This is a genomic window from Exiguobacterium sp. KKBO11, assembly GCF_001644945.1.
Taxonomy (GTDB): domain Bacteria; phylum Bacillota; class Bacilli; order Exiguobacteriales; family Exiguobacteriaceae; genus Exiguobacterium_A; species Exiguobacterium_A abrahamii.
Genome location: NZ_LUCU01000022.1, coordinates 330,954 through 349,332, shown reverse-complemented (window position 1 = coordinate 349,332; position 18,379 = coordinate 330,954). Strand labels below are relative to the sequence as shown.

Sequence of the window (18,379 nt, the reverse complement as noted above, 5' to 3'; positions counted from 1 at the left end):
CTCGTGAAAAGACCTCTGAACGACTTCATGTAAAGTGATTAAAAAAGTTGTGTTAACTTTTCTTACATCGCTTGACAAGTTGCCTGACAGAGGTTTATTCTCATGGAGTAAGGAAAAAGGAGGAACCACATGGCAGACTCATCACGCCAGTCCAAGCCACTATTTCCCATCGGAGTCGTTCAAGAGTTGACCGCGTTATCTGCCCGCCAGATCCGATACTACGAAGAACAAGGACTGATCAAACCGGAGCGGACAGAGACGAAGCGTCGCCTCTATTCGTTCAACGATGTCGATCGCTTGTTGTCGATCAAGGAATACCTGGATCAGGGACTGAATATCGCAGGGATCAAATTGATTTTTGAAAACGATCTCGTCAAACGCGAACGCGTTGCGGAGAGCGTCGTCGAGACGCGCCCGGAACTATCTGACGGCGAATTGTATAAACTCCTGAAAAATGAATTGAAGGAAGCAGGACGACATGGAAAGACGTCGCTCATCCAAGGTGAGCTCGGGCGTTTCTTCAAGTAAGGACCTGTAACCATATAAAAACGAATCGGAGAGGGGATTTGTCACATGACACGTCGCAACATTACACGAGAAGACATTTTGAAAATCGCTAAAGCTGAGGATGTACGCTTTATTCGCTTACAGTTCACAGATATCCTCGGAACGATCAAGAACGTTGAGATTCCAGTAAGCCAATTGGAAAAAGCACTTGATAACAAAATGATGTTCGATGGTTCATCGATCGAAGGATTCGTTCGAATCGAAGAATCAGATATGTATCTCTTCCCAGACTTGAACACATGGGTCGTCTTCCCATGGACAGAAGATGGAACAGGGAAAGTTGCACGTTTAATCTGTGACATCCACAATCCGGATGGCACGCCGTTCGCAGGAGACCCACGTGGTCAGCTCAAACGGGTACTTAAAGAGATGGAAGAGCTCGGTTTCTCATCATTCAACGTTGGACCAGAGCCAGAATTCTTCCTCTTCAAGAAAGATGAAAAAGGTCGTCCAACACTTGAATTGAACGACCAAGGTGGATACTTCGACCTCGCACCAGTCGACCTCGGCGAAAACTGCCGTAAAGAGATCGTCATCGAGCTCGAGAACATGGGCTTTGAAATCGAAGCATCACACCATGAAGTTGCTCCAGGTCAACACGAAATCGACTTCAAATATGCGGATGCGATCACGACAGCGGATAACATCCAAACGTTCAAACTCGTCGTCAAGACGATTGCTGCGAAGCACAACTTGCACGCGACATTCATGCCGAAACCACTCTTCGGTGTCAACGGATCAGGCATGCACGCGAACATGTCGCTCTTCAAAGGCAACGAGAACGTCTTCTTCGATGAAGGCAACGAAGACATGCAATTGTCGGATGATGCACGTGCCTTCACGGCAGGTATCCTCAAACACGCTCGTGCGTTCACAGCGGTTTGTAACCCAACAGTCAACTCATACAAACGTCTTGTTCCTGGCTACGAAGCACCTTGCTACGTCGCATGGTCAGCACGTAACCGTTCACCACTCGTCCGTGTTCCTGCAGCACGTGGACTCTCGACTCGGATCGAAGTTCGTTCAGTCGACCCAGCAGCGAACCCGTACCTTGCGCTTGCAACATTGCTCGCTTCAGGTCTTGACGGAATCAAGAATAACTTGAAAGCACCGGCTCCAATCGACCGCAACATCTACGTCATGGACAAACCGGAACGCGTTGCAAACGGAATTGATGATCTTCCATCAACACTCAGCCACGCACTCGAAGTCTTGAAAGCGGATGACGTCGTCATGCACGCTCTCGGCGATCACATCGCAGAGCACTTCGTTGAATTGAAAGAAATCGAATGGGATATGTTCCGGACGCAAGTCACGGAATGGGAACGCGATCAGTACATGGTCTTGTTCTAATCCAACTCAAGCACTTTCGGACTTCTGTCCGGAAGTGCTTTTTTCATAGCGCAGACAGGGATTGAGTCAAGGATGTGGAAAGATACAAGAGTACAAAGAAAGGGAGACGATACATCATGAAAAAAGGATATGAAGGCAAAGAGATCACGGTCTATTTTGATTCGGAAGTCTGCATTCACTCTGGTCATTGTGTACAAAGTCTACCAACTGTCTTTGATGTCAAGCGGCGTCCGTGGATTGAAGCGGACGGGGCACCGGTGGAAGATATCATGCGGGTCGTCGACGGTTGTCCGAGCGGCGCCTTATCTTACGAACGGAGGGAAGCAAATGGAGCTGAAACGAGCGGAACGTAAAATCGAAGCCCATCAGGAAGGTGAAGTGATTGGGGAAATCACTTACAGCGATACGAACAACGGCATGTGGGTCATTGATCACACATACGTCGATCCCGCGCACCGCAATCAACAGATTGGGGAACAACTCGTTGCCGAGATCGTCAACTGGGCCCGGGAAGCAAACGTCAAACTGCTACCGCTATGTCCGTTTGCGAAAAAAGAGTTTGAACATCAATCCGATTATCAGGACGTACAAGCAAATACGTGAACACAAAAATCTCCTCTAGTCTCTCAAGACCAGAGGAGATTTTTTCGAGTCATTGTTTATGATCCCTAACTTTCATTTTGCGAGAAACCATCAGCGTGCCGAAATAGGCGATGGCGTACAACACAATCAATCCTTGTTTTAGCAGATAAGGTAGATCCATTTGACTCGCGATCAGAAAAATGGCGCACAGCAATATCAAATAGGGTATGAACTGCTTATTTGGCATATCAGGACCTCCTTCACTATCCATTTATTTCTATTATAAGGATAACACAAGATATGCATCGAAATAGGCTAAAGATGAATGACTTGCTTATAGATACAATCGTAGAAACGCCATCGTGATAACACCAGTCACGACCGTCCAGGATAAACTTTTACTGAAAATCGCGACCGCCATGGTCGGGAGGGCAGCGAAGACATGAAGCGTCGAAACCGTCGGAAACGCCTCATCTTGAGCGATGAGGAGATTCTGAAAAAAGAGGGCACCAAGCAGGCAGACCGGAATGAACGAGAGCCATTCTGTTACGAGGCGCGGTAACGTCAGTCCATGAAGGACGAGAAACGGTAAGACGCGTGGAATCCATGTAACGAGTCCACAAGCTAAAAAAAGAGCAATTAATTCCGGGCGGATTTCCATCGTGTGATCACGACTCCTATACTTGCACCACCGAGCGTCGCGCAAAGAACGGCGACTTCTGGAGAAAAGTAGCGCATGGTTATGTAAAGCAATAGTAAGACAATCAGTAAAAGGCAACTATTCACGGCAATACGGGAACGTTCCCCTTCAAACTGTAAGTACAATAAGCCGATGAACATCGCTGTCAGGGCAAAATCGAGACCGAAGCGCTCGGGATCAGGGAACCAGCTGCCGACAAGGGCGCCGAGAACGGTTGCGACGATCCAGCTGAAGTAAGCAGTCAGATTCAAGCCATGCATGAAGGACGGGGAGAGCTTCCCTTTTTGGGCAGTGTTCATCGCGACAGCGAACGACTCATCCGTCAGTAGCGTTCCGGTACCGAGGCGGTCGCGGAGATGACGTGTCTCAACATGTGGCGCAAGCGTCAGACTCATTAACAAGTGCCTGAGATTGACGATGAACGTCGTCAGAATGATGGCAGAAGCAGGACCATTTAAGAGTAAGAGACTCGTGATGATGAACTGAGCGGCGCCGGCATAGATGAAGACGGACATGAATCCGACTTCAAGAGGGGATAAGCCGGAGGCACGACCGACGATCCCAGCTGAAAAACCGATGCCGATATATCCGAGGACAGTGGGTAGACAGGCACGGACGCCTGCTTGAAAGGCTGATGACATTCGATTCCTCCTCTTTTTTAAGAGCATAGCACTCATGCGGAATATCGTCACCAACTGGTCAATATTTTCATCGTTTTTTTCGACATACTCGGCTTGATTTAGTGGTAAAGAGTAAGTGGTACGGCAAAAATCAGATTGGTAAAGGAGCGTTTTTCATGCACAAATTAATGAAAGATTCAAACCGGTTCGTGTCAGACATGGTCGACGGACTCGTACTAGCTCACCCTGATTTGTATAAGAAGGTCGAAGGTGTTAATGTCGTCGCACGGAAAATACCGCTCGATGGAAAAGTCGGTCTTGTCTCTGGTGGAGGAAGTGGTCACGAACCCGCACATGCTGGATTCGTTGGGGACGGTATGCTTGCTGCGGCTGTTTGTGGGGAAGTCTTCACGTCACCGACACCGGACATGGTGCTCGAAGGCATCAAGGCAGCTCATGGTGGAAAAGGTGTCTTACTCGTCGTCAAGAACTACTCGGGTGATGTCATGAACTTCGATATGGCAAAGGAACTCGCTGAACTCGAGGACATCGAAGTCGACACGGTCGTCGTCAATGATGACATCGCGATCAAAAAGGAAGAGGATCGTCGTGGGGTTGCGGGAACGGTCTTCGTCCATAAGATTGCCGGAGCTGCGGCTGCAGAAGGGAAATCACTGAGTGAAGTCAAAGCAGTTGCGGAAAAAGTCATCCAGGGCGTTCGTTCGATCGGAATGGCACTCTCACCATGTTACATGCCGGAGAGTGGCAAGCCAGGCTTTGAGTTGCATGATGACGAGATGGAGATCGGAATCGGGATCCACGGTGAAAAAGGACTTGAACGAAAAGCGGTCGCTTCCGTGGATGCGATCGTCAAAGAGTTGCTCGATCGTCTGACGAAAGAGGTACCAGACAAAAAAGTCGCCGTCATGGTGAATGGGATGGGTGGAACGCCAGAATCCGAACTGTATATCACGTATAAATACGTCGCGGAAGAACTTCAGGCACACGGTTACGAGATTGCCCGTTCGTTCGTTGGAAACTATATGACGTCGCTCGAGATGCACGGATTCTCAATCACGCTCTTACCAGTGGATGATGAACTGCTCGGCTATCTCGATGCAGAAACGAAAGCGATTGGATTCTAATTTAGATAAACGGGGTGTACAAAGATGAAGTTGACGACGGAACAGTTACGAAGCGCGCTCATCAAAGCAGCGGAACAGATTGAACAGCACAAGGATGAATTGACGGACCTTGACCGGGAAATCGGGGACGGGGACCACGGGATCAATATGTCACGTGGCTTCCAAGCAGTCCAAAAGACGTTAGAAGAACACGGCGAGTATGAGGACTTAGGAGCTTTATCGAAAGAGGTCGGGATGACGCTGATCAAGACGGTCGGTGGGGCATCCGGTCCTTTGTACGGTACGGCATTCGTTAAGTTCGCTGGTGCGTTCAAAGGGAAAACAGAAGTCGAAGGTGCAGAACTCGCGGATGCTTTCCATGAAGCGACGGAAGGCATCAAATCGCGTGGGAAATCGGAATTCGGTCAAAAGACGATGGTCGATATCTGGACACCGTTCCAAGAGGCGCTCTCGCAAGAAGGGGATTTGAAAGCGGCAATCGATCAAGCGCTTGCTGATACGAAAGCGCGTATCGCAACGAAAGGGCGTGCGTCTTATTTCGGTGAAGCGACGGAAGGCGTCCAGGACCCAGGAAGTCTATCGAGTGCGTTGTTACTTGGCGAAATCGCGGAGGTGCTTCATGGTTAATCTTGTACTCGTTTCCCATAGTGAAAAGCTCGCGACTGGACTAAAGGAACTGCTGGCAGAGATGGCGCCGGATACACCAGTCTTAATAGCAGCAGGTCTTGAGGACGGTAGCATCGGAACGGACGCGACGCGCATCGAAGAAACATTGAATACACTGGACGACGATGGAGTCGTCTTAACGGATATCGGTTCTGCGACGATGAACACGGAACTGGCCCTTGAACTATATAGTGGCGAACGGACGGTTCGGTTTATCGACGTACCACTCGTCGAAGGCGCGTTTTTAGCGGCAGTCTTAAGCGGACAGTCGAAATCCGTTGATGAGATTGAAGATGGATTGAAAAAAGAATTTAGCAAATAAGGAACAGATTCCCCTTTGCGATTAGGCGAAGGGGGATTTTTTTAATGAAAGATGATCGTCGATCTCATGCGTGACGACTTAAAACGATGAGAGCCATTTTTCTAACCACTCTCTAGGTAAGCGAATTGTAGTTAAATCAATGGTTTGTAATTCATTTAGAGAATAACTGTTAGCAAGATAAAGATCCCATTGTGCATCGATATCGTTCGCTACTTCAGTCGCTTGCTCACTTAACGGATAGCTCCCACGTCCGTCGGTTGCGATATGGTAATGATTGTTATGGTACACGTCGGTCATGTAGCGGTAACACCAATCCGCCAGTTCTTCATGTGTGATGTTGCCATCCAGCGCGTCCTGAATGCATGCTTTTAGTTGTTGATCCGAATAGGTAAGATTCATGATACACCCCGCATTATGTTTGTATAGAATAGTGAAAACCCGGTCCCTCTGCAAAAGGGACCGGGTCAATTGTTTTATTTTGATGGTTTGAAGACCATTGTCGCTTCCACTGCTTTTTGCCATCCGGCATAGCGTTGTTCACGATCGTCTTCTTTCATCTCTGGTTTGAACTGGTGATCCAGCTTCCATTGTTTTTTGATCTCCGCTTTATCTTTCCAGTAACCAACAGCTAATCCAGCAAGGTAGGCTGCACCAAGTGCTGTCGTTTCGTTGATTTCTGGACGATCGACAGGAACGCCGAGGATGTCCGATTGGAACTGCATCAAGAAGTTGTTCGCTACTGCACCACCGTCGACACGAAGTGTCTTCAGTTCGATACCAGAATCTTGTTCCATCGCTGTCAACACATCGCGTGTTTGATAAGCGAGTGATTCAAGCGTTGCACGAACGAAGTGTTCCTTATCTGTTCCGCGTGTTAATCCGAAGATTGCCCCGCGTACATCTGAATCCCAGTATGGCGCACCAAGACCAACGAAGGCAGGAACGACATAAACACCGTCTGTTGAGTCGACTTTCGTTGCGTAACCTTCTGAATCTTTCGCATTTTTCAGCATCCGGAGTCCATCACGGAGCCACTGGATCGCAGAACCAGCGACGAAGATAGAACCTTCCAGCGCATATTCCACTTTTCCATCGACGCCCCAAGCGATCGTCGTCAAGAGTCCATGATCAGAAGAAACGGCTTTCTCACCTGTGTTCATGAGCATGAAGCACCCTGTTCCGTATGTGTTTTTCCCTTCACCCGCTTCGAAGCACGTTTGACCGAAGAGTGCTGCTTGTTGGTCACCCGCAATACCAGCGATTGGCACTTCGTAACCGAAGAAGTGATACGGTACCGTTTTGTCGTAGACTTCACTCGACTGACGAACTTCTGGCAACATGGAAGCAGGAACACCTAGGATATCGAGTAACTCTTCATCCCATTTTTGTTCGTAGATGTTATACATCAATGTTCGTGAAGCGTTCGTGTAGTCCGTGATGTGCGTTTTTCCACCAGACAGTTTCCAAACGAGCCACGTATCGATCGTACCGAAGAGCAATTCACCGTTCTCTGCTTGCTCACGTGCACCTTCGACATTGTCGAGGATCCATTTAACTTTTGTGCCAGAGAAGTAGGCATCAATCAGAAGTCCTGTTTTATCGCGGAACTTCTGGTTCAAACCTTGTTCTTTTAAGTCGTCACAGATACCAGACGTTTGACGCGATTGCCAAACGAGTGCGTGATAGACCGGTTTACCTGTTTCTTTGTTCCAGACGACCGTCGTTTCACGTTGGTTCGTGATGCCGATTCCAGCGATTTGCTCAGGTTTGATATCTGCTGTCCCGAGTGCTTCGGCCATGACAGCAAGAATCGAACCCCAGATTTCGTTTGCATCATGCTCGACCCAGCCTGGTTGTGGGAAGTACTGTTTGAATTCCCGTTGTGCCGAGTTGACGATTTTCCCATCGTGATCGAAGATGATTGCACGTGAGCTTGTCGTACCTTGGTCGAGTGCTAGGATATACTTGTTTTCCATTTCGAAATCCCCCTTGAGCGGTATGTGTTAGTGAGACGTGATCTTAGTAGATCAATTGATAGATGAACACGGCAATCGCTCCACCGATGATCGGACCGACGACAGGAATCCATGAATAGCCCCAGTCAGATGAACCTTTATTCGGAATCGGTAGGATAGCGTGCGCGATACGCGGTCCAAGGTCACGAGCCGGGTTGATGGCATACCCTGTTGTACCACCGAGCGAGAGACCGATGACGACGACGAGTAAACCGACGATGAGTGGTTTTAAGCCATCTCCGAACGTTGTTAAACCGAGTGCCAAGATACCGAAGACGAGAACAAATGTCCCGATGATCTCAGAAATCAAGTTCGACGGCGTATGACGAATCGCTGGACCTGTTGCGAATACACCGAGTTTTGCAGCTTGATCATCAGTCGCTTCAAAATGTTTCATGTAATGAAGCCAAACGAGAATGGCGCCGATGAAAGCTCCGACAAGTTGTCCGGCAATGTAGATCGGAACGTCTGCCCACGGTAGGTCAGAGTTCAAAGCAAGTGCGATCGTCAATGCGGGGTTCAAGTGTGCTCCACTTTCAGCAGCGACGAATGCTGCTGTCATGACGGCAAGACCCCAAGCGAACGTGATGACGATCCATCCGCTGTTTTCCGATTTCGTCTTTTTCAAGACGACACCGGCGACGACTCCATCCCCGAGCAGGATGAGGATCATCGTACCGATCATTTCCAATACAAAGTTATTCATGCAAAAACCCTCCCTTTGGATTAAAGCAGATAATGGCCTTTCTACTTTAAATTACTCCGAATTGAGAACGTTTTCAATACATATAATTGAAATATAGGAATGGAAATTTTTTATTTTGATGTTTAAAGATACGAAAAAGTGGATAAGAAAACACCTCTTCCTGCCTGCGAGCAAGCAAAAGAGGTGTTACCGACGACGTTTTTTTCTTTTTTTAGGTCGAAACCAACTGCTGGAATAATCTAGTAGGATATGAATCGTACTTGCCACCATGATACCGACGACGAATGCAGGCAAGGAAGCGAACCACGAATCAATCGTAGCAGAATCAAGAACCTGAAAATATAGACTTAAAAATAGTAGCGGAATCAGAATCGCAGCACTATAAAGAAGCCGGATAATGTCTCCGATGATCAGTCCATGTGACCAGATCGAGCGATGGGGCATGATTTTGACGTACGGCATCCAAAGGACTCGAAATGGTCCAAAGCGATAATACGGTTCTGACTTTAAATCGAGGTCGGGTGACAACCAAAGGGTACCGACAGCGATACCGATGGCGGTTGGTAACCAATCGGTTTGTTGCGTTGCGACCGAATACGCAACGTAACCCGTCAGTGCGACGGTATTGACGGTATCATGTACATTTCCTGAAGGCATGAAAAAAGACCAGTCGTAACTGGTCCCTCCGTCAATGAATCGTCCGATACACGCCGATTACCTTACCAAGAATGGAGACATTATCGAAATACATCGGATCCATCGAGTCATTTTCTGGTTGTAGACGTACCTGTTGATCTTCTAAGAAGAACCGTTTCACCGTCGCTTCGCTATCTTCGGTCATAGCTACGACGATTTCTCCGTTTTCTGCTGTGTTTTGTTGGCGCACGATGACACGATCGCCGTCAAGAATACCTGCGTTAATCATCGATTCACCATCGATCGTCAACATGAAGACCGTCTCATTTCCTACATAATGTGCAGGGAGCGGGAACTGTTCTTCGATGTTTTCAATCGCTGTAATCGGAAGACCCGCTGTGACTTTCCCGATGACGGGAACATGGACGATGGCTTCCGTGATTTCTTCAGGCTTATCAAGCAATATCTCAATCGCACGTGGTTTCGTCGGGTCACGGCGAATCATTCCCCGTTTCTCGAGTCGATCCAAATGACCGTGTACCGTCGAGCTAGACGCGAGTCCGACTGCTTCTCCGATTTCACGAACTGATGGTGGATACCCCTTCAGTTTCACTTCAGAGACGATGTAGTCGAGAATCTCTTGTTGGCGCTTAGACATTTTCCGCATACGAATTGCCACCTCTTTCTGGATTGAAGTTTGAAATGTAAGAATATATGTTTCTAGATTCACTATAACATAGAACAAATGAGCGTACAAACAATTGTTCGACATTTTGTGTTGACCGAACACGGGTTCTGTGTTTATTATGAGTTATGCGAACAATTGTTCCGCGAACATTTATTCTAACTCATTCATTTCATATTTGGAGGGATTCATGATGATTCATACGATTCGTACTCATGCTTTTTCAATTCTCTTCTATGCATTAAGTATTGCCTTCGTGATCTTTTTACTCACACCACGCCCGGATGAAAAAGTGGCGCAACTGATGACAGCTTCCGTTACGGTCGATGAGAACGCTACAGTCGAACAAATCGCTGAAGTCTACAATGATGGTTCGATGTCAGATGAAGAGTACGTCAATTGGTTGATTAAAAATAATGATGTTGAAACAAAACACGTCATCTCAAAAAGCAAAATCGTTGTACCAATCGCACAACAATGACAAAATGGAAAAGTTGTGAAAGAACGAACAGGGATGTGAGGTACGATGAAGGTCGTGATTTATTGTCGGGTGTCGACCGAAAAAGAAGCACAAGATAGTTCGATTGAACGCCAACGGCTGGAGCTTTCGAAGGTCGCGTCTCAAAAGGGTTTTGATGTCGTGGATGTCGTCTCTGAAAAAGAGAGTGGATATGACGTCGATCGGGAAGGGATGCTGACGGTTCTTGATCATGTAACACGTGATGCGGTAGATGCGGTCCTCGTGACAGATGACACACGGATTGGTCGAGGGAATGCGAAAATCGCTATTTTGCACACGTTTAAGAAGCACGGTGTTCGGTTGATGACACTTGATTCTGATGGAGAATACCAGCTTGCGGATGCAGAAGCGATGGTCCTTGAGATCGTCTCACTAGTGGAAGAATATCAACGGAAACTGCATAACGCAAAAATCGCGCGCGGCATGCGGCGAGCTGTCGAACAAGGCTTTCGCCCGGAACGAAATCTGAATCGCCAAGGAGAGAACGCTGGGCGTAGTCGAAAGGACGTACCGATCGAAGAAATCGTACGTCTCCGTGAACTCGGACTGACGTTTTCAGATATCGCCATTACGCTTCGCGGGATGGGACATGATATTTCAAAGGCAACGGTCAATCGTCGATATCTTGAATACCGCGAACTGACACCTAGCCCGGAATGAGAAGCAAGTAACCCGTCGACTGACGCGGTTAACTTGCTTTTTTTAGTAAGCTCTTTTACAGTAAGAATACAATTGAACTACTCAAGTTTGAGTCATAGAGAAAGAGGGATTCCATGTTATCACAAGAACAATTAGATCGAATCAATGCATTAGCGAATAAATCAAAAGTCGAGCCGTTATCAGAAGCAGAAACAGCTGAGCAAAAAGAGCTACGTGCAGCATATCTCGCAGCATTCCGTGGATCGTTCAAAAACCAACTCATGGGCATGAAAATCGTCGATGAAGAAGGAACGGACGTAACACCAGAGAAATTGAAACAAGCACAAGAAGAAGAACGGAATAAACAATAAAAAATAGCCTTCTATAGGACCACCCGAGAAGTAGGTGTCTAATATAGAAGGCTATTTTATTGTTTTCAGCTGATATCAAGATATCTTGGAAGTTACTTTTTGTGGTTCCGCAACCAAAACTGATTTAGGAACTGCGAAAAAGTAAGTGATGGTGAGTGCAGCAACAAAGGTTAAGACCGATACGATTAAATAAGCTAAAAGTTGATTCCATTCATAAATGTACATTAAAGGAGATAAAATAACAGCTAGACCGTAAGAGTTGGCCTTAATCTGTAAGAGCGAAAGAAGAGCACCACCCAAAGCAGAACACGCAATCATAACATATAAAGGTTTCATACTATATCGCATGACAATCCCAAACAATGCAGGTTCACTAACTCCTAATAATTGCGTGAGTGTGGCACTCATACCAGCAACCCGTACTGTACTTTTTGTTGCGCGTAATGTAATACCGAGCGCCGTACCAGCATTTGAAAATCCATACATGGCGCATAAAGTGATTAGTGGGTTAAATCCTGTATTTGCAAGTAGCGTCGTTTCGATAGCAATGAATAAATGATGCATTCCAGTCATGACTGCAAGCGGATACATAAAACCAATCAGCAAGCCTCCAAGACCAAAAGGCATTCTAATTAACATCGTCACGAGAGTAATCAGACCATTCTCTAGAATATGCAAAAGAGGACCTAGTACAAGTAATCCCAATATCATTGAACCTAATAATACAAAAAACGGAGTAAATATCAAATCAAGTGCATTTGGCATGATTCGCCGTAACCATTTTTCAAATTTTGCTCCTAATATACCAATGACCAAAGCAGTTAAGACGCTTCCTTGATAACCAACGACTGGAATAACGCCGAATGCAAGAATTGGATCCACACCGCTATTGACATCTGCAACAGCATAGGCATTTGGTAAAGCAGGTGATACGAGCATTAAACCAACAATAAATCCAATAATCGGCATTCCACCAAATTTTTTAAAAGCGGACCAACAAATTAAAGCAGGTAAGAATGCAAAAGCAGTATCAGTCAAAACAGATAAGAGGGTCGGTACATAGCTTGGAATTTCTTTTAATGTTAAATCGAACCAACCTAATACGATATCACTGAACATTACTCCTTTTAATCCTAAAAAGAGTCCTGTAGCGGCAATGATAGGAATAATCGGGATAAAGATATCTGCGAGTGTACGGACAGCACGTCGAAGTCCCTTATCAGATGAAGAGGATTCTTCATCTGATGCAAGGGTTTCAATGTTTAATTCACTTAAAGCGGCATAAACTTTATTGACGATGCCGGTACCAAGGATGACTTGATACTGTCCAGCATTATAGAACACACCCTTTACCTCTGCAATTTGCTCGATTCTTTCATCATGGATGAGGGAACGGTCCTTTACAGAAAATCGAAGACGTGTAGCACAATGCGTGTAAGATTCGATGTTTTCTAATCCGATTTCTTGAAGAATTTGCTCGGCAATGGTTTGATATTGGTCTGATTTCTTCATGGTTTAGCCTTCTTTCCGATGAAGTAAGAGAGCATGATAAGGGCGTAGGATAGATGGAGTTTCTGAGACACCATCAACGAAATGATAATTATCGAGTAGCACAGTACCTTTTGGTTCGTTAGGCAAGTCGATATATTGATTAGAAAAGTTAAAATAACAAATCACGGCTTCTTCACCGAGTTTTCGTTCGTATGCGACAAGGTGTGGATGCGTTTCATAGAGTGGTAGAAAGTCCCCATAAACCAACGTATCACTAGCTTCACTATGCTGACGAATCGAAATCATAAAACGATAAAAATTGAGTAAAGACGTAGCACTATGTTCTTGCAGAGCAACATTTATATCACGATAATTCTCATTCATTTTTAACCAAGGTGTCGCATCTGAAAATCCAGCATGTTCATGATGTGTCCAGTGAAACGGAGTGCGAGAATTGTCTCGGCTACGTAAATTTATAAAGTGAAGCGCTTCTTGCTCGCTATGCCCTTCTTGCATGGAGCGGTAATATTGATCAATGCTTGAAATATCATCAAAATCATGAATAGATTCACGGGTGAAATTGGTCATGCCTATTTCTTGCCCTTGATAAATAAAGGGAGTGCCTCGTAAGAAAAAGTACATTGCTCCTAGCATAGATGCTGAATAGAAATGACGCTCTTCCGGATTTTTAATGTATTTACTAATAGAACGATTTTGATCATGATTCTCGAGAAAGTTAGCTGCCCAACCGCTTTCTTGTAACTTATTTTGGCTACGGAATAACATCTGTTTAAAATCGTTAACATTCCAATCAACACGCTTGAACCACTCGCTGCCCGATTCAACATCGAGATCAGCATAACGAAAATCGAAAATCATAGAAAAGTATCCGTTTTCTCCTATGAAATCATCATATTGTTCGTAAGGAACACCAGGCGCCTCACCAATCGTGACACAGTTATAGCGATCAAAGGTACGTTCCTTCAGTTCATGTAGAAAAATTTCGATTCCAGGTTGATTACGTGTTTTTTTAGTACATTTGACGAGACCATCGACACCGTCGGCGGGTAAGTTACTGAAAGTCTGATCTTTTTTTATAAAGGTGATAGCATCGACACGAAATCCTGAAAGACCTTTTTGTAACCAAAATTCAATCATTTCGTAGATTTCTTCACGCAGAGTCGGGTTTTCCCAATTCAAATCAGGTTGTTTGACACCAAAAGAATGGAAGTAATAAAGGTCGCTTCCTTGAATAGGTTCCCACACACTTCCGCCAAAAACAGAACGCCAATTGGTCGGGGGCTGTCCGGTTGTTCCTTTCTTTAACACGTAATAATCTCGATAGGGACTAGTCTCAGGCTGCTTTAATACATCTTGAAACCAAGCATGTTCGTCAGAAGTATGATTTACGACTAAATCCAATACGATTTTAATGTTATATTCTTTTGCTGTTGCCAATAATTCGTCCAAATCACTCATTGTTCCGAAATCAGGATGAATCGTATAGTAATCGGAAATATCATATCCGTTATCATCCATTGGAGACTGATAGATGGGACAAATCCAAATCATCGTAATGCCGAGTTTGCTGAGGTAATCCAATTGAGTCGTGATACCTCTTAAATCGCCAATGCCATCTCCGTTATGATCCTTAAAACTTTTAGGATAGATTTGATACACGACTTCCTCTTTCCACCAGCTCATATAAACTACCTCCTTATTGGTATCGATACCAATTTTGCTTTTAATTTTATTGGAACCGATACCATAAACACTCAAAAAAATTGGTATCGGTTCCAATTTGATTTAAAAAAATATGAAACCGTTTTCTTGTATCAAGAATAAGCGATATATATTTTAGTTGTCAATCCTATTTTTTTAACTCCTCCTCTTTGAGGAGCGTACATTACTGTAGCTCCTCTTGAAAAGCTTAAGTTGATTGACGAATGATTAACTTCATATCAAGGGAATCCATTTTTTCTAGACTGAAATCTTCTGGAGATAATTGTTGCAAAAGACAGTGCACGGCTTGTTTCCCCATTTGTTGAATAGGCTGATGAATAGTCGTCAAAGAAGGCGTAATGATTTCAGCAATCGGTTGATCATCAAATCCAACCACCGCCAATTCCTTTGGGATATTAATCCCGTGTTCTTTAGCAGCAAGGATAATCCCACAAGCTACTTCATCGCTGTTCGCGAAAAGAGCAGTTGGTCGATTAGATAGCTTGAACCATTCTTTAAAAACATCTTTTCCATCTGAAATAGTGTGACGATGAGTGAAGATCCAATCCTCGTGGAATGGAAGATGTGCCTTCTTCAGTATTTTCAAGAAAGCAATATTTCTGTCACGACCTTTACTTTTTTCAGAAAAATCTCCACCTGTACAATAGCCGATTTGAGAATGACCTTGTTCAATCAAATGTTGAACGCCTAAAGAAGTTCCTTTTGCTTGATCCGGGCGAACGACTGCAACGTCCGTTTGATCAATTTGTTCGTTACATACAACGATTGGTCCATATTTTAAATAGGGCAGTATATTTTCCCATTCATTGACTACAGCCGTTAAAATCAAGCCATCTACTTGTTTGGTTTTTAAAAGATTTAAGAAAGATAGTTCTTTTCCAGGTTCTTCATTACTTTGAGAAATTAAAACGTTGTATCCATGTCGTTGTGCTTCTTGTTCGATTTTATCGACTAGTTCTGCAAAAAATGGATTAACAAGTCTAGGAACTAGAACACCGATTGTTGTTGTCACGGAACCTCGAAGTTTTCGTGCTGAGGGATTTGGAGTGTATCCGAGTTCTTCCATTGCTTGCAAGATACGTGCCCGCTTTTCAGGTTTGACGAGAGGAGAACCGTTGATTACCCGTGATACCGTTGTTTTAGAAAAGCCGGATAATTTTGCGACATCACTTATATTTGCCATATCATCACCTGTATTCACTTATTTTATGTTCAGTATAGCAAAGTTTTTTATTTTTGAATGAAAGGAGTCTAAAGGAAATAGTACCTAAAAATTAATCTACTATTTTTTGATTCCGAAAAATATATTTCAAAATAATAGGATGGACATTATGTTACTTCGTCTCATATATATCTCTTTTTGCAGGAATCTTAGCATCATAAAAATAAAATTTTAGAACCAAATCTGAAATGATACATCCTGAAAGGGATGGAAGGACAGTAATAGAGAACGCATTCATTTTAATGTGACATACTATTTAGATAAAGTTGTATCACATTTATGGTTGTGCTAAAATGAGTAGGAATTTGTGAAAAAGAGAGAGGATGATTGTTTTGACGAACATGACGACAGTAGAACAATTAGCAATTAATACGATTCGTACCTTATCGATTGATGCCGTACAAAAGGCGAACTCGGGTCACCCAGGTATGCCAATGGGAGCAGCGCCGATGGCATTCTCGCTTTGGGCGGATCATATGAACCACAACCCTAAAAATCCAGAATGGTTCAACCGCGACCGTTTTGTACTTTCAGCCGGACACGGTTCGATGCTTCTCTACTCACTCCTCCACCTATCGGGATATGATCTATCAATGGATGATCTTAAATCATTCCGTCAATGGGGATCAAAAACACCAGGTCACCCGGAATACCGTCACACGGCTGGTGTAGATGCGACGACAGGTCCACTTGGTCAAGGGATCGCAATGGCAGTTGGTATGGCGATGGCAGAACGTCATCTTGAAGCAAAATACAACCGTGACGATCTCAACGTCGTCGATCACTTCACATACGGAATTTGTGGAGATGGAGACTTAATGGAAGGTGTCTCAGCTGAAGCGGCTTCACTCGCAGGTCACCTTGGTCTTGGTAAATTGGTCGTATTGTACGATTCAAACGATATCTCACTTGATGGCGATCTCGATAAATCATTCTCTGAAAACGTCCAGAAGCGCTTCGAAGCGTACAACTGGCAAGTCATTCGCGTAGAAGACGGAACGGATATCGATTCGATTTCGAAAGCAATCGCGGTGGCACAAGCAGAGACGACAAAACCGACATTGATCGAAGTCAAGACAGTCATCGGTTTCGGTTCACCGAACAAATCAGGGAAATCGGCTTCTCACGGTGCACCACTCGGTGAAGCGGAAATCAAATTGACGAAAGCAAGCTACATTTGGGATCACGAAGAGTTCTACGTTCCTGAAGAAGTCAAATCATTGTTTGACGAGCGGATCGTCCAACGTGGTGCTTCTGCGGAAGACGCATGGAACGAAACGATGAAACAATACGAATCAGCTCATCCAGAATTGCATGCGGAACTCGTTCGCGCGATCGCAAACGAATTGCCAAGCAACTGGGAAGCAGATCTTCCGACGTACGACTTGTCATCGAAAAAAGCGACACGTCAAACGAGTGGTGAAGTCTTGAACGGTCTTGCGAAGAACGTTCCGACATTGTTCGGTGGTTCAGCTGACCTTGCAGGATCGAACAACACGATGCTCAAAGGCGAAGCAGACTTCGATATCGACCCAAGCGGTCGTAACATCTGGTTCGGTGTACGTGAATTCGCAATGGCTGCGGCTGTCAACGGTATGGCACTTCACGGCGGCGTCATTCCTTACGGTGCGACATTCTTCGTCTTCTCGGATTACCTCCGTCCAGCGGTTCGCCTTGCTGCGCTAATGGGGCTTCCATCAATCTTCGTCTTGACGCACGACTCGATCGCTGTCGGGGAAGATGGTCCAACACACGAGCCTGTCGAGCACTTGATGAGCTTCCGTGCAATGCCGAACGTCACGATCTACCGTCCAGCAGACGGAAAAGAGACGATCGCAGCATGGAAAACAGCGGTTCAAGCAAAAGACAAACCGACACTTCTCGTCTTGACGCGTCAAGGTCTTCCTGAACTGGAAGGTACGACGACAGAGGGCGCTGAAAAAGGTGGTTATGTCATCGCTGGTGACGTCACGAAAGCTGATACGCTCTTGATCGGTACGGGTTCAGAAGTTCACCTTCTTGTCGAAGCACAAAAAGAACTTGGTGAATCAGCAGCTGTCGTTTCGCTTCCATCATGGGAAGTATTCGAAGCGCAGTCAGCAGAGTATAAAGAATCAGTTCTTCCAAAACACATCACGAAACGTGTTGCGATCGAAGCAGGCGCTTCACTCGGTTGGTACAAATATGTAGGAACACAAGGACAAGTCATCGGAATCGATCGTTTCGGTGCATCTGCGCCTGGAGACTTCCTCTTGAAAGAATACGGCATGTCTGTTGAGAACGTTTTAGCGACAGTCAAACAACTCGGATAATCTTTTCCGGAAAAACGGGTCCGATCTTACGTCGGGCTCGTTTTTCATCTATTATCATCTATGCAAACAATTGGAATTATAGTA

Annotated in this window: 22 protein-coding genes; 11 read left to right on the top strand and 11 right to left on the bottom strand. The window is 45.2% G+C overall.

Going from position 1 to position 18,379, the window contains the following annotated elements:
- Window positions 1–129: 129 nt before the first annotated feature.
- The 4 genes from AYO36_RS08850 (at window position 130) to AYO36_RS08835 (ending at window position 2,523) form a co-directional block, all read left to right on the top strand.
- Window positions 130–528, top strand: coding sequence for a MerR family transcriptional regulator (locus AYO36_RS08850; RefSeq protein ID WP_023467758.1), 399 nt, complete (start codon window positions 130–132; stop codon window positions 526–528).
- Between the two features lie 45 nt (window positions 529–573).
- A complete protein-coding gene (gene glnA, locus AYO36_RS08845) occupies window positions 574–1,920 on the top strand; it encodes a type I glutamate--ammonia ligase (protein ID WP_023467759.1) in 1,347 nt (448 codons plus the stop codon).
- 116 nt (window positions 1,921–2,036) lie between these two features.
- The gene (locus AYO36_RS08840) at window positions 2,037–2,273 is read left to right on the top strand and encodes a (4Fe-4S)-binding protein (protein WP_064300206.1); all 237 of its coding nucleotides are present in this window, start codon (window positions 2,037–2,039) and stop codon (window positions 2,271–2,273) included.
- Window positions 2,248–2,523, top strand: a complete 276-nt coding sequence (locus AYO36_RS08835; RefSeq protein ID WP_064300205.1) for a GNAT family N-acetyltransferase — start codon at window positions 2,248–2,250, stop codon at window positions 2,521–2,523. Before AYO36_RS08840 ends, AYO36_RS08835 begins: the two co-directional genes overlap by 26 nt.
- Window positions 2,524–2,572: 49 nt before the next feature.
- Here AYO36_RS08835 and AYO36_RS16765 read toward each other — a convergent pair whose 3' ends face one another.
- The 3 genes from AYO36_RS16765 to AYO36_RS08825 form a co-directional block, all read right to left on the bottom strand.
- Window positions 2,573–2,749 carry a hypothetical protein gene (locus AYO36_RS16765; protein WP_156501845.1) on the bottom strand — a complete coding sequence of 59 codons (177 nt, stop codon included), beginning with the start codon at window positions 2,747–2,749 and terminating at the stop codon, window positions 2,573–2,575.
- Window positions 2,750–2,836: 87 nt separating this feature from the next.
- Window positions 2,837–3,163: an AzlD domain-containing protein gene (locus tag AYO36_RS08830; protein ID WP_064300204.1), complete on the bottom strand. Its 327-nt coding sequence runs from the start codon at window positions 3,161–3,163 to the stop codon at window positions 2,837–2,839.
- The gene (locus AYO36_RS08825; protein ID WP_023467762.1) at window positions 3,142–3,843 is read right to left on the bottom strand and encodes an AzlC family ABC transporter permease; all 702 of its coding nucleotides are present in this window, start codon (window positions 3,841–3,843) and stop codon (window positions 3,142–3,144) included. The genes AYO36_RS08830 and AYO36_RS08825 overlap by 22 nt, the downstream gene beginning before the upstream one ends.
- A 155-nt stretch (window positions 3,844–3,998) precedes the next feature.
- Between AYO36_RS08825 and dhaK the strand changes: the two genes are divergently transcribed.
- The 3 genes from dhaK to dhaM are packed head-to-tail and all read left to right on the top strand — an operon-like array spanning window position 3,999 to window position 5,955.
- Window positions 3,999–4,967, top strand: a complete 969-nt coding sequence (gene dhaK / locus AYO36_RS08820) for a dihydroxyacetone kinase subunit DhaK (protein WP_064300203.1) — start codon at window positions 3,999–4,001, stop codon at window positions 4,965–4,967.
- Window positions 4,968–4,991: 24 nt separating this feature from the next.
- A complete protein-coding gene (dhaL, locus tag AYO36_RS08815) occupies window positions 4,992–5,594 on the top strand; it encodes a dihydroxyacetone kinase subunit DhaL (protein ID WP_029341247.1) in 603 nt (200 codons plus the stop codon).
- A complete protein-coding gene (gene dhaM, locus AYO36_RS08810; RefSeq protein WP_064300202.1) occupies window positions 5,587–5,955 on the top strand; it encodes a dihydroxyacetone kinase phosphoryl donor subunit DhaM in 369 nt (122 codons plus the stop codon). Before dhaL ends, dhaM begins: the two co-directional genes overlap by 8 nt.
- Before the next feature lie 78 nt (window positions 5,956–6,033).
- On the opposite strand, the gene AYO36_RS08805 is transcribed toward dhaM, so the two are convergent.
- The 5 genes from AYO36_RS08805 to lexA form a co-directional block, all read right to left on the bottom strand.
- A complete protein-coding gene (locus AYO36_RS08805) occupies window positions 6,034–6,354 on the bottom strand; it encodes a hypothetical protein (protein ID WP_156501844.1) in 321 nt (106 codons plus the stop codon).
- A gap of 74 nt (window positions 6,355–6,428) precedes the next feature.
- Complete coding sequence (glpK, locus tag AYO36_RS08800) at window positions 6,429–7,931, bottom strand: glycerol kinase GlpK (RefSeq protein ID WP_035398125.1); 1,503 nt, start codon at window positions 7,929–7,931, stop codon at window positions 6,429–6,431.
- A 43-nt stretch (window positions 7,932–7,974) separates the two neighbouring features.
- Window positions 7,975–8,676 (bottom strand): MIP/aquaporin family protein, encoded by a 702-nt coding sequence (locus AYO36_RS08795; protein WP_023467768.1) that lies wholly within the window; start codon window positions 8,674–8,676, stop codon window positions 7,975–7,977.
- A 186-nt stretch (window positions 8,677–8,862) separates the two neighbouring features.
- Window positions 8,863–9,333, bottom strand: coding sequence for a metal-binding protein (locus tag AYO36_RS08790; protein ID WP_047391185.1), 471 nt, complete (start codon window positions 9,331–9,333; stop codon window positions 8,863–8,865).
- Between the two features lie 31 nt (window positions 9,334–9,364).
- On the bottom strand, window positions 9,365–9,979 hold the full coding sequence (gene lexA, locus AYO36_RS08785) for a transcriptional repressor LexA (protein WP_023467770.1): 615 nt from the start codon (window positions 9,977–9,979) through the stop codon (window positions 9,365–9,367).
- Window positions 9,980–10,190: 211 nt separating this feature from the next.
- Here lexA and yneA point away from each other — a divergent pair, with 211 nt between their 5' ends.
- The 3 genes from yneA to AYO36_RS08770 all read left to right on the top strand — a co-directional run bounded on the left by yneA (window position 10,191) and on the right by AYO36_RS08770 (window position 11,527).
- Window positions 10,191–10,478 (top strand): cell division suppressor protein YneA, encoded by a 288-nt coding sequence (yneA, locus tag AYO36_RS08780; protein ID WP_023467771.1) that lies wholly within the window; start codon window positions 10,191–10,193, stop codon window positions 10,476–10,478.
- Window positions 10,479–10,523: 45 nt separating this feature from the next.
- The gene (locus AYO36_RS08775) at window positions 10,524–11,177 is read left to right on the top strand and encodes a YneB family resolvase-like protein (protein ID WP_064300200.1); all 654 of its coding nucleotides are present in this window, start codon (window positions 10,524–10,526) and stop codon (window positions 11,175–11,177) included.
- A 113-nt stretch (window positions 11,178–11,290) separates the two neighbouring features.
- Window positions 11,291–11,527, top strand: a complete 237-nt coding sequence (locus AYO36_RS08770; RefSeq protein WP_035398122.1) for a DUF896 domain-containing protein — start codon at window positions 11,291–11,293, stop codon at window positions 11,525–11,527.
- Window positions 11,528–11,602: 75 nt separating this feature from the next.
- Here the strand turns inward: AYO36_RS08770 and AYO36_RS08765 are convergent, their stop codons facing one another.
- From AYO36_RS08765 to AYO36_RS08755, 3 genes are all read right to left on the bottom strand, one after another.
- On the bottom strand, window positions 11,603–13,039 hold the full coding sequence (locus AYO36_RS08765) for a PTS transporter subunit EIIC (RefSeq protein WP_064300199.1): 1,437 nt from the start codon (window positions 13,037–13,039) through the stop codon (window positions 11,603–11,605).
- 3 nt (window positions 13,040–13,042) lie between these two features.
- Window positions 13,043–14,722 carry a glycoside hydrolase family 13 protein gene (locus AYO36_RS08760; RefSeq protein ID WP_082874215.1) on the bottom strand — a complete coding sequence of 560 codons (1,680 nt, stop codon included), beginning with the start codon at window positions 14,720–14,722 and terminating at the stop codon, window positions 13,043–13,045.
- 226 nt (window positions 14,723–14,948) lie between these two features.
- A complete protein-coding gene (locus AYO36_RS08755; RefSeq protein ID WP_035398117.1) occupies window positions 14,949–15,944 on the bottom strand; it encodes a LacI family DNA-binding transcriptional regulator in 996 nt (331 codons plus the stop codon).
- Window positions 15,945–16,306: 362 nt separating this feature from the next.
- Between AYO36_RS08755 and tkt the strand changes: the two genes are divergently transcribed.
- Window positions 16,307–18,295 (top strand): transketolase, encoded by a 1,989-nt coding sequence (gene tkt, locus AYO36_RS08750; RefSeq protein WP_064300198.1) that lies wholly within the window; start codon window positions 16,307–16,309, stop codon window positions 18,293–18,295.
- Window positions 18,296–18,379: the final 84 nt, after the last annotated feature.